The 16,268-nt window shown below is 39.3% G+C and carries 20 protein-coding genes; 17 read left to right on the top strand and 3 right to left on the bottom strand.

Annotated features, from left to right (window positions below):
- Positions 1-24: 24 nt before the first annotated feature.
- Together FK004_RS05620 and FK004_RS05615 are read right to left on the bottom strand one after the other, a co-directional pair.
- Positions 25-978, bottom strand: coding sequence for a hypothetical protein (locus FK004_RS05620; protein WP_108736384.1), 954 nt, complete (start codon positions 976-978; stop codon positions 25-27).
- Positions 979-1,218: 240 nt separating this feature from the next.
- Positions 1,219-1,428, bottom strand: coding sequence for a hypothetical protein (locus tag FK004_RS05615; protein ID WP_108736383.1), 210 nt, complete (start codon positions 1,426-1,428; stop codon positions 1,219-1,221).
- A gap of 370 nt (positions 1,429-1,798) precedes the next feature.
- Between FK004_RS05615 and FK004_RS05610 the strand changes: the two genes are divergently transcribed.
- The 13 genes from FK004_RS05610 (at position 1,799) to FK004_RS05545 (ending at position 10,602) form a co-directional block, all read left to right on the top strand.
- Positions 1,799-3,574: a hypothetical protein gene (locus tag FK004_RS05610; RefSeq protein ID WP_108736382.1), complete on the top strand. Its 1,776-nt coding sequence runs from the start codon at positions 1,799-1,801 to the stop codon at positions 3,572-3,574.
- Positions 3,575-3,725: 151 nt separating this feature from the next.
- Positions 3,726-4,004 carry a hypothetical protein gene (locus FK004_RS19160; protein WP_157956039.1) on the top strand — a complete coding sequence of 93 codons (279 nt, stop codon included), beginning with the start codon at positions 3,726-3,728 and terminating at the stop codon, positions 4,002-4,004.
- A gap of 2 nt (positions 4,005-4,006) precedes the next feature.
- Positions 4,007-4,405, top strand: coding sequence for a hypothetical protein (locus FK004_RS05600; protein ID WP_108736380.1), 399 nt, complete (start codon positions 4,007-4,009; stop codon positions 4,403-4,405).
- 524 nt (positions 4,406-4,929) lie between these two features.
- Positions 4,930-5,481, top strand: coding sequence for a hypothetical protein (locus FK004_RS05595; RefSeq protein WP_108736379.1), 552 nt, complete (start codon positions 4,930-4,932; stop codon positions 5,479-5,481).
- Between the two features lie 24 nt (positions 5,482-5,505).
- Positions 5,506-6,711: a hypothetical protein gene (locus FK004_RS05590; RefSeq protein ID WP_108736378.1), complete on the top strand. Its 1,206-nt coding sequence runs from the start codon at positions 5,506-5,508 to the stop codon at positions 6,709-6,711.
- The gene (locus FK004_RS05585) at positions 6,699-7,196 is read left to right on the top strand and encodes a hypothetical protein (protein WP_108736377.1); all 498 of its coding nucleotides are present in this window, start codon (positions 6,699-6,701) and stop codon (positions 7,194-7,196) included. Before FK004_RS05590 ends, FK004_RS05585 begins: the two co-directional genes overlap by 13 nt.
- A 17-nt stretch (positions 7,197-7,213) precedes the next feature.
- Positions 7,214-7,645, top strand: coding sequence for a hypothetical protein (locus FK004_RS05580; protein ID WP_108736376.1), 432 nt, complete (start codon positions 7,214-7,216; stop codon positions 7,643-7,645).
- 178 nt (positions 7,646-7,823) lie between these two features.
- Positions 7,824-8,105, top strand: a complete 282-nt coding sequence (locus FK004_RS19390) for a hypothetical protein (protein ID WP_157956038.1) — start codon at positions 7,824-7,826, stop codon at positions 8,103-8,105.
- 2 nt (positions 8,106-8,107) lie between these two features.
- The gene (locus FK004_RS05570) at positions 8,108-8,611 is read left to right on the top strand and encodes a hypothetical protein (protein WP_108736374.1); all 504 of its coding nucleotides are present in this window, start codon (positions 8,108-8,110) and stop codon (positions 8,609-8,611) included.
- Positions 8,612-8,633: 22 nt separating this feature from the next.
- Positions 8,634-9,116, top strand: coding sequence for a hypothetical protein (locus FK004_RS05565; RefSeq protein ID WP_157956037.1), 483 nt, complete (start codon positions 8,634-8,636; stop codon positions 9,114-9,116).
- Positions 9,117-9,153: 37 nt separating this feature from the next.
- Positions 9,154-9,453: a hypothetical protein gene (locus tag FK004_RS05560; protein WP_108736372.1), complete on the top strand. Its 300-nt coding sequence runs from the start codon at positions 9,154-9,156 to the stop codon at positions 9,451-9,453.
- Positions 9,454-9,758: 305 nt separating this feature from the next.
- Positions 9,759-10,037, top strand: a complete 279-nt coding sequence (locus FK004_RS05550; protein ID WP_157956036.1) for a hypothetical protein — start codon at positions 9,759-9,761, stop codon at positions 10,035-10,037.
- Between the two features lie 25 nt (positions 10,038-10,062).
- A complete protein-coding gene (locus tag FK004_RS05545; RefSeq protein WP_108736369.1) occupies positions 10,063-10,602 on the top strand; it encodes a hypothetical protein in 540 nt (179 codons plus the stop codon).
- Between the two features lie 26 nt (positions 10,603-10,628).
- Here the strand turns inward: FK004_RS05545 and FK004_RS05540 are convergent, their stop codons facing one another.
- Positions 10,629-11,063, bottom strand: a complete 435-nt coding sequence (locus tag FK004_RS05540; protein ID WP_108736368.1) for a hypothetical protein — start codon at positions 11,061-11,063, stop codon at positions 10,629-10,631.
- 129 nt (positions 11,064-11,192) lie between these two features.
- Here FK004_RS05540 and FK004_RS05535 point away from each other — a divergent pair, with 129 nt between their 5' ends.
- The 4 genes from FK004_RS05535 to FK004_RS05520 all read left to right on the top strand — a co-directional run bounded on the left by FK004_RS05535 (position 11,193) and on the right by FK004_RS05520 (position 16,260).
- Positions 11,193-12,800, top strand: coding sequence for a tetratricopeptide repeat protein (locus FK004_RS05535; RefSeq protein ID WP_108736367.1), 1,608 nt, complete (start codon positions 11,193-11,195; stop codon positions 12,798-12,800).
- Positions 12,801-12,911: 111 nt separating this feature from the next.
- The gene (locus FK004_RS05530) at positions 12,912-15,236 is read left to right on the top strand and encodes a T9SS type A sorting domain-containing protein (RefSeq protein ID WP_157956035.1); all 2,325 of its coding nucleotides are present in this window, start codon (positions 12,912-12,914) and stop codon (positions 15,234-15,236) included.
- 118 nt (positions 15,237-15,354) lie between these two features.
- Positions 15,355-15,927 (top strand): Crp/Fnr family transcriptional regulator, encoded by a 573-nt coding sequence (locus FK004_RS05525; protein ID WP_108736365.1) that lies wholly within the window; start codon positions 15,355-15,357, stop codon positions 15,925-15,927.
- 72 nt (positions 15,928-15,999) lie between these two features.
- Positions 16,000-16,260 (top strand): SDR family NAD(P)-dependent oxidoreductase, encoded by a 261-nt coding sequence (locus FK004_RS05520; RefSeq protein WP_108736364.1) that lies wholly within the window; start codon positions 16,000-16,002, stop codon positions 16,258-16,260.
- The last annotated feature ends 8 nt before the right edge of the window (positions 16,261-16,268 follow it).

The raw sequence follows: 16,268 nt of genomic DNA, 5'->3' as shown, positions 1-16,268 counted from the left end.
TTCGCGGACTCAGTCCGGCCAGTCCTAAAAATGGATTTCCAGCGCATAACTCCCTTCCCGGTCCAAATCGTCGTTGCGCACCATAAGCTGTGTACCGCCTTCCTGCAGCTGCGCCATGGTTTTGGTAATCTCCGCCCCGGAAGGTAAGGTCACCCAATTGCCTTCCGTTGTCCCTTCCAACGCCAGGCAAAAACTCATTGTCCCCAATCCGGTATTATAAAAAACAAGTAACGATTCCGGAGTATAGGCTACTGTTGCTATCATTACACTACTACCCGGTGACAAGGTATCGCTGTAATCCTCCGTTTCTTTTTTCCGGCTCACCGGCTTATACACATATTGCTTTTGTTTGGCATATTCGGTGGGAAATACTAACTGCCCTGCCGCCAGTATCTGGCTGAGGTATTTATAACAACTATTCAGTATCTTGATTCGGTCTTCGGTCAGCTTTGGGCGTTGTTTTCGAAAGATTTTCTGGGATGTGTTTTTTTCAATTAACTCATTCCGTAACGGAAGGATAGCAGCGATAGCCTCGGCATTATATCCGGCAGCGATGAGGCCCTCCTGGTATTTGACACAGGCCAAGTGCATTTCATTGAGAAATTGTGCCATCTGGTTTCGGCTCCGGCGGGCTTTCGGATAGCCATTGAGGCCAAACTCGCCCTGTACTCCGGCACTCGGAAAAGCCTTTACTACAAAATACTTCACTTCATTGTACTTTATCCTCGCCTGGTCCATAGCATCATAAGCATCCTCGGTAAGGCTTACCTGCTGGTCGATAATAGCACTATCGGCTACCACTATTTCAGCGGCTTCGATACTGGCTAAAAAAGCCTCTGCAAAATCAATATTCAAACTCACATCAAAAGCCATAAAGACAGCAAGGTCCTGACGGAATAACTCATGGATCACCCTCGCGGTACCGGTCATGGCGGTATCAGATCCTGGAAACAAACGGACAACTTCAATTGGATTCATATCGGAATAATTTAAGATTACAATTGTTATATATCTTTTATAAAACTTATTAAAATATGTTTTATTGTGATTATATTTTATTTTTTAAATAATTAACATCTAATAATCTACTTTGTTTATTTTAAACAACATTAAAGTTTATTTATAAAACAAAAAGTACCATTAGCGCATTAATGAACTATATGTGCCTAAATATTCATTTTATATTAGCATTTATAACAAACTATTACCCTTTTAGATCTATTGTATAATTATTGGCACGCCTTCTTTACCTCTTGCCACGTCTTCTATGCTTGTTGACACGCCCTCTTTACCTCTTGTCACGTCTTCTATGCTTCTTGCCACGCCTTCTTTACCTCTTGTCACACCTTCTTTATTTCTTGTCACACCTTCTTTATTTCTTGTCACACCTTCTTTACCTCTTGTCACGCCTTCTATGCTTCTTGTCACGCCCTCTTTGCTTCTTGTCGCGCCTTCTTTGCTTCTTGTCGCGCCTTCTTTGCTTTTTGTTATTCCGCAAACAATCTGCAGAGCCGATTATAGATGTACAGCATTGCCTTTATTTACAGTGGAATTTCCCTCAAATACAGCAACTGCATTGTCGCTTCCCATAATTATGGATGCGGTATACCAATTGCTATCCATTGCATGAGCCACAGTACAAAAGCAGTCCATCCAGATCGCCCCATCGGGCAGTTCCCGTTTCCTGCTCCAGAATTATTTTGCCTTTTACCCTATTCTGATACTAATATGACTTATTGGGGTATAGTACTGTCTCTCAACTTACTTAGCTTTGAAGAACAACTAAAACACTGTTCGCATGGGGAAATTTTACAATTGGATGATACTCGTAGTACTGCTCGCAATAATCGGCAGTTGCCAAAATGATGATGTCACTACAGAAAATCCTGTAGCCAAACCTGGACAGGAAATCCCTGCCCACTACCGAATGATCCATTGGGAAGATTTGGAAGATCATCCCAAGCTGCTCCAAAAGCTAAAAGAGCTACAATTGCTCCCCGCTGCCAAAAACAAACCTACAAAAGAACGGGCAGCCACTTCCGGTTATGGCATTGCTACGCCAAACTTTTTATGGATTGAAAAAGGCAGTTACCATTCGGTTACATTCCCTTTATACCGTGAAGAGAACAATGGATTCCTAGAAAATCTCCTGCTTTCCCTCCAATCCGATGGCAGTTATAAGGTGTACCTGCTACAATACGAAATGACCGAAGCCGCACAACTGGAATATGCCAACGGAAAAGCTTTTGATTTTAAACGCCCCTTAACCATTACAGTACTCAACGGATGGGAATCCAAAGCTGCCGCATTCAGTGCCAAGGCCATTGATGACGGAGGCTGCAATACCTGGAGTGAAAGCATTACCCCCGGCTCCATGTGTGCCAGTAACGAGCATACCTGGCAAAATATCACGGACGGGCAAACCTGTGTGCATTATGGAACACCAGGAATGCCAACCCCGGACATTGTACAATTGGTATTTAAATTTTGTAATGAAGGCGGAGGAAGTTCCAATGGTGGTTCTGCATCCGGGTCTTCGGGAAGCTCTTCCGGAGGAAATAGCGGGTCTTCCGGGAATCCGGGACAAGGGGGAGGGCCGCCAAAACCTACAGATCCAAATGCCCCAATAACCCCGGGAATCGAAGATGGAAACGGAAATCCCTGGACTTCACCGCTACCGACTCTACCGCCATTACGCCGCTTTACACTCAGCCTGACTCCTGAACAGAAAAGTTGGTGGCAGAATGCCCCGGCGGCATTGCAACAGCTCTTTAGTAATTTTCTTGAATCGGATAATTTTGACACGGCTGCCGAATTCGCCCGCGAAGCCCTTGATGCCCTGATGGAAGGAGGCGATGTGGATTTTACCTACAAAGTGATCATTGACAAATCTTTTAAAGATAACGAATGCCTCATGGGTGTTTTTACCCAGCTCGGCGGCGCACCTACTTTCCAAAATTATCTTCGTAACTTTGATAGTGATTTTTCTGTGGCACATTTGAAGTTGAGTGCTGACTCTAATTTTTTTGTGAATTATCCTCAATACCCTTCCTCAGGAGCAATAACCTTTGGAACCTATAATTATGTTATTGAAATCATTATGAATATAGACCCTAACCTTGAAAGTTCATTAATTAATTATCCTAAAATATATACTGCCCTGGCTCTGATTCATGAGCTGATACATGCTGAAATATATCGTAAATTATCAAGTGTTGAGGGGCTTGCCGATTTCAATCCAAATAATTATACTCCAGAACAATGGAATACGTTCCTAAAAAACCTTATGCCTAATTTTCCTGGATTGTTTGATTATTATACGCGATATAAAAATTCTAATTCTACTCCGACTAGTCCTCAGCATGAACAAATGGCACAACATTACCGGGATATTATAAAACAAACCCTAAAAAATTACGACAATAATACACATGAAGACAATTTTTATGAAGCATTATCCTGGGTAGGGCTAGAAGGTACTGTAGCGTGGAACAACCTTACTACAAATGAACAAAGTAACATTAAATCAAAACAAACAAATATTATAAATAATGAAAGCTATTGTAACGATTAGTATTACGCTTCTTTTTTCAATTTTAGGATACTCACAAAACTTAAAAAAGAAAACAGTTTATTTTTTGTTTGAAAAGAACAAAACGGATTCCGTACGGAATTTAGGTTATAAATTTTATAGAGAGAAAGAAAAGGGATATGTATTTAATCTTATGGATAGAAGAATCACTTTATTGTATAAAAATAAACAGAAATCAGACACACTCCCGCTTTCCAAATTAAAAAATTATAAAATTACTCCCATAAGCAAATTGGATGCAATGATGGAAGAATGGTACAAAACCAATTATGAAGTAATTACAAAAGGAAAAGGTCTTTTTCATTATAGGGACAGAAACATAGTCTTCAAAACCTTTTTAATTGAGATCATTAACGATAAACAGTTTGTCGTATACCCCGTAACCTGGAGAAATCAAAATGCAACGGATTAATTATGAAAGCTATTGTAACGATTAGTATTATGTTTTTACTTTCCCTGATAGGCCATTCTCAGGGAAAAGAAACTATCTATATACTCTTTGAAGAGAGCACAACCAATACTATTAAGGAAAGTTTGAAATTTAAATATTTTTATCTGAAACCAAAAATTGACAATAGTTACTTTATCTATGACAGCGTCAAAAACGGTGCGGTACCTATCTATTATAAAGAGATTAAGGACAAACTCCTTCCTATTGAAATGGTAAACCAGAAAGTTAAATCTATTTTAGAAAAAAAAGCTTCCGCTTTTGAAAAATCAACAAAGAAAAAGGGAATATCATCAGAAATCCTCCCTATAATTTTGATGATATTTTCAATAATATATATATCTATGAGAAAAAAAGCGATTTAAAAGGTATGCTATATCCTGTAAAATGGATATACGCAATTGAGTAATTATTTAAATCTTAAGAAGTATGAAAGCAATTTGTAATAATCAGTCCTATTCCTCTATAGCTACTCTTATTTCCAGAAGATACCGGATAGCGCTTTAACTCCGCAATCGGATAATTTGGTAGGTGATTCAATCATAAAAGATAAACACAAAGTTTGACCGCAACCAGGCAAAACAGAAAAGGAATATCCTGAAAAGGAGTGCTCAAAAGTCAAAAAAATCAGAAACAAAGGTTCATAAAATTGAGGAGCCCTTTTTATTAGTAAGAGGATATCTATTGTTATTAAAGACTGTGCATTAATCAAAATGACATAACTTATAACGATTAGCATCCTATTGCAATCTTAACTTTTTACACCCACCTTTACCTGCTCCCGAATTATTTTGCCTTTTACCCTATTCTGATACTAATATGACTTATTGGGGTATAGTACTGTCTCTCAACTTACTTAGCTTTGAAGAACAACCAAAACAATGTTCGCATGGGGAAATTTTACAATTGGATGATACTCGTAGTACTGCTCACAATAACCGGCAGTTGCCAAAATGATGATGTCACTACAGAAAATCCTGTAGCCAAACCTGGACAGGAAACCCCTGCCCACTACCGCATGATCCATTGGGAAGATCTGGAAGATCATCCCAAGCTGCTCCAAAAACTAAAAGAGCTACAATTGCTCCCTGTTGCTAATAACAAGCCTACAACACAACAGGCAGCCACTTCCGGTTATGGCATTGCTACGCCAAACTTTTTATGGATTGATAAGGGCAATTACCATTCGGTTACATTCCCTTTATACCGTGAAGAAAACAATGGATTCCTGGAAAATCTCCTGCTTTCCCTCCAATCCGATGGCAGTTATAAGGTGTACCTGCTACAATACGAAATGACCGAAGCCGCACAACTGGAATATGCCAACGGAAAAGCTTTTGATTTTAAACGCCCCTTAACCATTACAGTACTCAACGGATGGGAATCCAAAGCTGCCGCATTCAGTGCCAAGGCCATTGATGACGGAGGCTGCAATACCTAGAGTGAAAGCATTACCCCCGGCTCCATGTGTGCCAGTAACGAGCATACCTGGCAAAATATCACGGACGGGCAAACCTGTGTGCATTATGGAACACCAGGAATGCCAACCCCGGACATTGTACAATTGGTATTTAAATTTTGTAATGAGGGCGGAGGAAGTTCCAATGGTGGTTCTGCATCCGGGTCTTCGGGAAGCTCTTCCGGAGGGAATAGTGGTTCTTCCGGGAATCCGGGACAAGGGGGAGGGCCGCCAAAACCTACAGATCCAAATGCCCCAATAACCCCGGGAATCGAAGACGGAAACGGAAATCCCTGGACTTCACCGCTACCCACTATTCCACCATTGCGCCGCTTTACACTCAGCCTGACTCCTGAACAGAAAAGTTGGTGGCAGAATGCCCCGGCGGCATTGCAACAGCTCTTTAGTAATTTTCTTGAATCGGATAATTTTGATAAAGCTGCCGAATTCGCCCGCGAAGCCCTTGATGCGCTGATGGAAGGAGGCGATGTGGATTTTACCTACAAAGTGATCATCGACAAATCTTTTAAAGATAACGAATGCCTTATGGGTGTTTTTACCCAGCTCGGCGGCGCACCTACTTTCCAAAATTATCTTCGTAACTTTGATAGTGATTTTTCTGTAGCACATTTGAAGTTGAGTGCAAAAACGCTACCTGCTGAAAATCAAAGAAATGCAATCACACATCAATCGAATAATTATATAGTCGAAATAGAATTTAATTTAAATAAACTGAATCGACCTGCTTTTGATATCGCCCGTACTTTCATGCATGAAATTATACATGCTGAAATATTAAGAAAATTGTTAGGTGCTGCCGGCATGCCACACGTAAACTTTAACAATTACAATTTACAGGAATGGACTAATTTTATGAATAACCTCAGTAATAATTTCCCTGGTCTTTATGATTATTACATCAGATACGAATATAACACCACCAATTCCGGTGTTCTTGACCATCAGATGATGGCTCAACATTACAGAAACGTTATAGTTCAATTTTTACAGGAGTTTAGACCTGGCCTAAGTAATGAAATATATCAGATGTTAGCCTGGGTCGGATTAATGGGAGAAGGAGAAATAAGTGATAGTACTGGATTACCTCCTAATCCAACAGTCGCTTGGCAAAATATACCTCAAACAGAAAGAATACAAATCATCAATTCAATCAAAAATTATATAAACACAAATTTACCATGCCAACAATAATCAAGATTTTCTCAATTATGGTACTTTATTTGAGCTCTGCAGTTTTTTCATTGTTATTTGCACAGATAAACGAATCTGCTGAAAAAGTATCTAACATTTATCTGACTAATAAATCCTTTTCAAAAATTCAATTTTCAAAAGACACTACCAGTGCTTCGTTTGCGATTTATCGAAAAGGATATGAAACTCAAAAATCCAGAGATGCATTTTATGTCAGGGAAAAACCTAAAAAATATACTTTAGAGTACATCAAGAAACACCCTCCCACAAAAATCCGTAAAGAATATATTCCTATTTCTACCAACTTTATAACTTTTAAGAAACCAGAAATAATAAATGATATAACAACACTAAACTATATTACAGATGAAACATTTAGAGTCAGTAATAAAAATTTCATAATTGCAAATCCAGTCTACATCATCCATAAATTAGATAATGGTACTTACCTGAAATGGACTGCAAACGTCATTAGTGTAGAATAAATCTAAAATCACCTAATATGAAAGCTATTGTAACGATTAGTATTACGCTTCTTTTTTCATGTTTCTGTCAGGGTCAAAAAATCGAAAAAAAAACGATTTATGTGATGTTCGAAAAAAGACAAAAAGATAGAGTATCTAAATTCTTCAATAAAGAAGAAAAAGGATATGTTTTTAACTTACCTAATAAAGGTGAAAGTTTCTTATACGAAGTCAAACAAAGACCAGATACACTCCCAATAAGTCAATTAAAAAACTATTCTATTTCCAATACGTTACAAATTGCAGAATTTGAAAATAAATACAAGGAGTGGCTTATAAAAAAATATAATAGAATCCCTTATTCTTATGATAAGAACTCATATTTCAAAACATATATCATAGAAATCATTGACAACAGCGAATTTGTCATATATCCAGTTACCTGGCGAAATCAGGGAGTAATTGATTAAAACTATGAAAGCTATTGTAACAATTAGTATTACGTTTCTTTTTTCAATTTTAGGATACTCACAAAACTTAAAAAAGAAAACAGTTTATTTTTTGTTTGAAAAGAACAAAACGGATTCCGTACGGAATTTAGGTTATAAATTTTATAGAGAGAAAGAAAAGGGATATGTATTTAATCTTATGGATAAAAATGTAAGTTTACTCTATAAGAATAAACAGAAATCCGACACTCTCCCGCTTTCCAAATTAAAAAATTATAAAATTACTCCTGTTACAAAAATAGATGTATTGGAAAAAGAATGGTATTATAGAAACAAAGAGGCTCTCATTAAAAAATATACCTGGTTTATAAATTTATCTGATAGGAATGCCGTTTTTAAAACATTCCTAATTGAGATCATTAACGACAAACAGTTTGTCGTATACCCCGTAACCTGGAGAAATCAAAATGCAACGGATTAATTATGAAAGCTATTGTAACGATTAGTATTACGTTTTTACTTTCCCTAATATGTCATTCGCAGGAAAAGGAAATGGTATCGAAAAAAAGTTCGGATACAATATATATTTTGTTGGAATTAGACGACCCGGAGAAATCTTCGTTTTATTCTTTCAGTAAAGATTCAACATTATTCTCATTCGGTATTTATACCGAGAAATACGAAACACAAATCATTCGACAAAAGAAGACTAAAAATGGTCCTGTCGCTAAAAAGCAATTAGAGTGGATTAAAAAACATCCTCCAAAACAAGAAAAACCATTAAAGCTTTATTATTATTTCGTTGGTCGGGAAAAACCAAATCATATGCAATCCATTACAAATATTCCTTTTGTCATACGAAAAGAATTTATAAATGGAACATTAGAATATGACCGGACAAAAAACTATTTTATAATTCACCGTTCTGACAAAAATGATTATCTACTATGGAATGTACAATTGGCTCCATGGCAGCTTAATGAATAGTATAACAAAATAAAAATACATCATGTCAATAACCTTTAAAATAAGAGTCGTTTTTTTACTAATTATTTCGTCCAATGCTATGTTGTTTAGTCAGGAGAAAAAGCAGGACACACTATATCTTTTATTAAAATTGGATAAAACAGTAATTTCCTCCATATCAAAAGACAGCACAAGGGCTTCTTTTGGAGTTTACAAAAAAGGATATCCAAAAAAAAATCCTGTAAACACGAATATGCCTAAAAGGAAAGACAGGCAAGATATAAAAAACAGCAAGCCACTTTTTGTCACAAAAAAATCCTCATTATCTATTTCAGAAACATTAAACTTTTGGTCTATGTATCCTCCGATAAAAGTGCATTCATTAAAGAACTTAAATTATATCACGCGGTATGAATTTGTATCTGATCTGGAAAAGTACCTCTATAGAAAACACATTTTTATAATTCAGCCTGATAATTATGGCAACTATTTAATATGGAAGTCCAGTTTAATGGCCAGGGAATAATTGAGATTATACTATTTCTTAGTAAATTAAAATCATTATGAAAACAGTTTTGATAGCTTATATACTATCTTTTACTGCCCTATGCTATTCGCAAGAGAACCAAAGTGTAGCATTAGCAAAAAATCGGGACAGTCTTTATGTCTTACTACAATTAGACAAAACAGTAATTTATTCCATATCAAAGGATAGTACAAGAGCTTCTTTTGGAATTTATAGAAAAGGATCTCTGAAAAACAAAAGTACCCCTGCAACTGCCATTGAAAGAAAAAAGCCAAAAAAAGAAACTCTGGAAAATGTAAAAACAATCCACCAATGTTTTCCAAACGAAATACAATAGTTAAATCATTAGAGTATTGGAGTATTGAAAAACCTATCCGGACCAACACTATAAACAATATCCCCTATATCACCAGGGAAGAGTTTATCAACCATGAATTGAAATACATTTATGCTAAAAACTTATTTATTATACATCCTATATCCCGAGGAACATACCTGATTTGGAAAGTAGATGCTATCCCTGTAGAATAAAATTACTTCAAAATAAAAAAAATAGTAGTACTCCTTTTATTATATTCTTTTAGCACTATAGCGCAGCAAAAAGAAATGAAAGTATTGGTTTTTGAAACTAAAAATCTAACTATGAAATTGGTAAAAGAGGTATTCCACATAGGTGGCCAATCTTTTAAAATAAAAAAACAGCCTGCACTCAAAAAAAACCAGTCCTATTCTAACATTAAAAATGATATCACTACAATCGAAAATCTCAATGCTATTGTAAAAGCAAAACTAAAAAACCGGCTAAAAAAGGATCCCGATTTCTACTACGCTGATTTTTTTGACCTATGGATTTATAAAGAAGAAGATCCAGGAATTGGCTTTTTATATCCTGTAGAAAAAACTTGGATTGTAGAAGATTAAATAGAATGTAAATAAATTAAATCGTATGAAGTTAGTACTGTTCTTACTACTCGTCCCTCAATTACTTCCATCTGGCACTCTTGAAAACAATACTAAAGATTATGAGGTACTCACAGTTATACTAAAGGATAAGGATAACATAATTCTTAATCCAAATGCCAGTACACCACTATACCTTAAAACATTGTTCGAGGAAAATTTTAAAGACTCTTTACTATTGAAACAGGAAACCAATGCTGTTTGGTTATCGGAACATTCCGGAGCAAAAAGAACAAATGATTCACTGCTATTAAAAGAAGTCTTTTCTGTATCCAATTATAATTACATGTCAAGTCAGTTCAAAAGGCAAACATGGGAGGTAGAAAAAATGCCACCCCATCTTAAAAACAAAATCAGTATTACAAATACTTCAAGTCATTATACGATCTCAAAACCATTGTATACTAAAAATGGCAATTATGCTATTGTCTCCGTTAAAGATCAGGGTACGATTGCATTATGGATTCTTACACGATCTCATAAGGAATGGAAACTACTAAAATTTATCCCCATAACTATACTATAAAATCATAGCTTTGTCTTTCGTTACTGTTACCTCCCCCTTTTCAGTAACTCCACTACGGCTGCGTCAGACAATGCTCCCGTAGGAATGGCAACTGTAGGTTGTACTTCCCCAGTATAGCTCACAAAAAACACAGCCACATTTTGTACCCGGGCCTCGGCTGCACGTATAATCGCCAACGCAGATTCATACGAAACCCCGGCAAGGCCAATATAACAATTTTGGTGCCCTTCAACGCCATGCAATACTGCAGCAAGCAATTGTTGTGGCACATCGGAAGCGGAAGCCAGCCCCTGAGGCACTTTTTTTAATTGGTTTTGTGCACAATAGGCCGAAATAGTAAGGGAATTAGCCCCCAGGTTAAGCGCTATGCCTTGGCCCTGTTCCTGGCGATAGCACTCAAGCGCTACTGCTGAGGAACAGCACAGGATATAACATTGTGGTGGTGTATGAGATAAAGTCATAAAGTATGATTGGGAAGTAGTACTGTGGCAAAAATACCATTTCTGTCGTAAGGACAAACTAAAAGACGGGAAGGCTGCGACGATTTTTCAGTGCTTTTTCCCCTTAAAAAATATACTATATTTGAAGCTATGATTCGCTATTGTATCGTTTTGTTTTTTTTGGTGCTGCAACTACAGGCCCAAACAACCCAGGAAGCCTGCGACAAACTGATCGCTTCCGGTATTGATGCGCTATACACTAAAAAATATGCCCGTTCGCTGGAGCTGCTGACCGAAGCGAAAACAGCAGCGGAAAGCCACCACTGGCAAAAACAACTTTTCCTGGCTACCAATAACATCGGCCTGAACTACTACTCCATGCTCGACTATGGCGAAGCACTCGAATATTACTTTAGTGCCTATGAACTGGCGCTGAAAATGGACAGCAGCTATGAGATGATCGTACTTAATAATATCGCAGTACTATACCTGGATGACAACAAACTGGAGGAAGCCGAAAAATATTTTCTGAAAGCCTATGCCATAGCCCGACAGCATAAAAGCAATTATAAAATTGGTATGTATGCCGGCAACCTTGCGGCAGTATACAACGTGATGAAAAAGGTCGAAAAATCGGAAGCCTACCTGAATATTGCCTTGCCACTAACAAAGGATGAACCCCGGCTTTTGGCACAAACGGAACTCACCCGCGCCGAGAATATGATCCTGCGCCAGGAATACGATCTGGCTGAAAAAACTGCGCTGGAGCTCTTGCCCCATTTAAATGATATTGAATATTCCCAGCACAAAACCGGAATATTGATGATCCTTTCCAAAGTGTACGAAGCCAAAGAACACAATCCGGAGAAAGCACTACAGATGGCTTTTCAGGCGCTGAAAGTCAATAAAGACCAGCGGGTAAAAATAGAAGTCTTAGACCGGATTTCAGACTTGTACCGAAAAGAGAACAACTACAACAAGGCATTTGCCTATAAAGATTCCCTCATTAGTGCCAAAGATTCGCTGAGCCGCGTCAGGAACAAAATCCTGTTTACCAACAGCAAGATCAAACTGGAACTCCAGATGTACCAGAAGGAACTTTCGGATAACCAACAACGCATGGCTACCGAACGCAAAATTGGCTATACCCTCAATGGCATCGGCCTGATCATCATTATTACTATCGGCTGGGCACTCTACAATAATGCCGTAAAATACCGTCAAAAGCGCATCATCTCCGAACGCAATCAGCAGATCATCACTTTGGAACTGGAAAAACAATTACGCGAAAAAGAAGTCCTGGCACTCTTGGAACAGGAACAACTGAAAAGCGAGATTGAAGCTAAAAACAGGAAACTGGCGGCCAAAGCACTGGACACCTCCAACCGCAATGAGCTGATTGAGGATATCGTCAACTCCCTTTCCGAACAACCCGAACTGGCCAGCAACCAGACCTTGAAAAAACATTTGCTTCAACTCAAGAAACACCTTCAGAATGACAATGAATGGAATGATTTCCTGACCCATTTTGAAGAAGTCAACCACGGTTTTCTCGTCCACCTGAAAGAGAAGCACCCCGACCTGAACCCAAATGACATCCGCTTCCTGCTGTACACCTATATGAACCTTTCCATCAAGGAAATTGCGACCCTTTTCAGCATTACGCCCGAAGCCTGCCGGAAAAGGCGGGAACGGATTTGCAAAAAAATGGGCATTGCAGACAGCATGATGTTATACACCTACCTTTCAACACTTTAATCCGTTATAGTCGCCTTATTTCTAAAGCGATGTCGTGTTTTTTCCGTATGCTTTTTTGGTCATTCTTTTGGTTATTCCAACTTTTGTGCTTTAACCAATATGCAATACATCATGAAAAAAATTACACTTTTGCTTTTATTTCTGGCGAGCACGACATTCCAGATGGAAGCACAAACTACATTTGACGGTTCCCAGGCCTATGGCCGAATGACCAATTTTGTGTACGATGCGACAGTACAAAACAGGATCTATGCCACGACACTCAGCAAGCACATTATGGTGTCTGAAGACAACGGCCTTAACTGGACTGTTTTTTACACGCTCCCGTATTTTAATTACGATGGGGAAATCAAAAACCTACGACTGACCAAAAACAACACAGCGTTGAGTTTTGCCGAATTTTATGCAAACGGCAGTAGCCTGAACCGTATCACGGTAATCGACCTGCAGACGAAACAAACCATTAAGCAGTACAACATGCCTTCCATAGCGGCAACAAGCTTTAATGACTATTCCCTTATTGATAATGAGAACCTCGACACATTGGTTTACCTTTCCCGAGGGGATGGTGAGGATAAGGTAGTATATACCAATGATGGTGGTACCAACTGGTCCATCGTTTTTGATGCTGAAGATCACACGGGTGTCCTGATAAATGACGTACAACTGGACCCGAATAACGGACAGCGCATCTTCATGGCCAGAAATAATGGTCCGGGAGCGGTGAAGGGCGGCTTGTTAATTTCTAACGACGGAGGACAGTCCTGGACGGAAACCCTAAACGGCCTTGTTTTACAAAGCGTGGCAATCAACCCGGCCAATTCCAATGATATTTTTGCCGGTAGTGGTGTTTTATGGACTACGCCTACACAATCCCAGGCATTATACCGTTCCCTGGATGGTGGTATAACCTGGACGAGTTTGCCGATTACCTGGGAACAATGGTCGGATATGGGTCCGCTAAAAAACTTCAACGGTTATATTTTTAATGCCGGAGATCCAAATAACATCATCATTCTTGAAGAAGACCAAATCCTGATTACACATGATAATGGAGTGACCTGGGAAAACAATGTATATCCCGGAGGACCGGTTCCGGAGATTTCGCACTACTATTATGGTACTGGAGGTACCATCAACCCATTTAACAACAACGATGTATTCATCAACAACGGCATGTATCCGCTAAAATCAGTAGATGGCGGTACGACTACTACCATCATCCCCAACCCCTTTTTTACGGTTACCGGAGATGTGAATATCGTAGACATACCAACACAGGAGCACCTGTATTATGGCGCACGCTGGGGATACATTCACCGCGATCAGCAAACCAATATTGAAACGCCTACCGATGTACTTTCTATAGGAGAGGTACCTAATGGGCAAGGAAGTTATAGAATGTATACCGATGCTAAACTACCGGGAAGAGTATATACTTATACTCCGGGATTTTCGGGCAATACAATAAAGGTTAGCGATGATCATGGCACAACCAAAACGGACATTTATACTACGTACCAGGGGCTTTTTGCGGCCTGTACCGATCCGGTAACACCTACCGTAGGATGGTTTAGCTTTTTTGATGGGGTGAATGCCTACCTGAGAAAAATAGACTTTACCGATGTGAACAATGTGGTGGTAACTGAAATTACCCTGCCAGAAAACGAAGATTACCTGCAGGCACTTCACATAGATGCTTCGGGTACCATCCGTATGACGGTTGGAAATAAAATGTACCGTTCTACCGACGCAGGAACAACCTGGACGGTTATCACGGATGGTCTGGAAGGTTTGGAACTTCCGAATATCGGAATCCAATTAGTGCAAAATCCAATGAATGCGCAACAATTTACCCTCGCTGCGTCAGATGGTATTTATACGTCTATAAACAATGGCGACAGCTGGACGAAAATCTATGACGGTTTTGTAAACACCGTAAATCATTCGGATAAAACCAATGGTCATATTGTTGCTGTAGTACAAACTACGGTTATGGAAGCGCCAAAAGTGCTGTATTCTTCTGATGGAGGCATCAACTGGAACCAAAACCTGTCTACTACCCTTTATGATGCGATCATCAGTTCGAGTGCTGTAAAATTTCACGATGAAACTGCCGATGTTTACCTGGCTTCTTCTGATCTGGGATTGTTAAAACAAACGGTGAGCTTTTCGACATTAGGTACTCCGGGATTCGAAAATCCTACAGCAACATTCGCACTGTATCCTAATCCTTCCCGTGGCACTGTAACGGTAAAATGGCCTAATGGCAGTAGTGCGACAGCATTAAAAGTATACAGCATTACCGGGCAGGAGGTGGTTACCACAACCAACCTGGATACCCTGGATATTTCCGGACTAAGCAATGGCGTCTACCTTGTTAAAGCAACCGATACCACCGGTAGCACTACTACACAGCGACTTATTAAATACTAAACTACAAATCCCCCCTGATTCCTAAAGGCTGTCTCTCTTGTTGAGGCAGCCTTTTTTAGTTACTGGAAATAGGGATTGCAATTTCCAGAAACAAAAAAAATTTCAGTACATTTAAGGGATGCATCACAAACTATTATCCTTCTTTGAATTGTTCCGGGAGATTCCGGATGGCGACCGTGCGCTTATTGCCAAAGCATTCCTGCACAAGTCGTATGAGGAAGGCGATTACCTCTTTAAGGCACCCAAGATTTGTGATGAGCTGTTCTTTATTTGCGTAGGCATCGTCCGGATTATGGTGCCCAATGAAAAGGGTACCGATGTCACACATTTCTTCCTGAAAGAAAATCAGTTTTGTACCTTACTGGACAGCTTTGAGAAAGAAAAACACGCCAACGAGAGCATACAGGCCGCCTGTCCTACCGAAGTGCTCGCCATCCGTAAAACCGATTTGCTGCATTTGTATGGACAGCTTCCCTATCTCAAAAACCTGATTGAAGCCGTAATGCACGAATCTTTATTAGAAAAGATCCGCATACGAAATGCCTATAACGGGCTGGATGCGACCAAACGCTACCACCAGTTCCTGATCCTACAGCCGGAAATTGCCTTACGGGTTTCGCAGGGCGATATTGCATCGTACCTCGGCATTACGCCCCAATCGCTGAGCCGCATCCGGAAAAGCAACCGCTAAAAATGCTTTTTACCATTTGGTAATTCTACAGCAGCGGAAAGTCCGCTACTTTGTGTGATCAAATTACTTCTTATGAAAACACAAAATTCCAATGACCTGAACGGTAAAAAAGTCATCATCCTGGGTGGAAGCTCCGGAATTGGATTGGCCACCGCACAGGCCGCTGCAGCAGCGGGTGCCGAAATCATCCTGGTTTCCAGTAACCCCGACCGACTCGCACAAGCTGCATCCGAATTGCCGGGCAACACTCAAACTTTTGTCGTAGACCTTAGCAATACTGCGGAAATCGAACAGCTTTTTACCCATACCGGAACCTTTGACCATTGGGAGTAGTCGTTAGA

The sequence above is a fragment of the Flavobacterium kingsejongi genome (genome assembly GCF_003076475.1).
GTDB lineage: Bacteria > Bacteroidota > Bacteroidia > Flavobacteriales > Flavobacteriaceae > Flavobacterium > Flavobacterium kingsejongi.
Note: the sequence above shows the minus strand (reverse complement) of the source record. Positions and strands in the feature narration are given on the sequence as shown.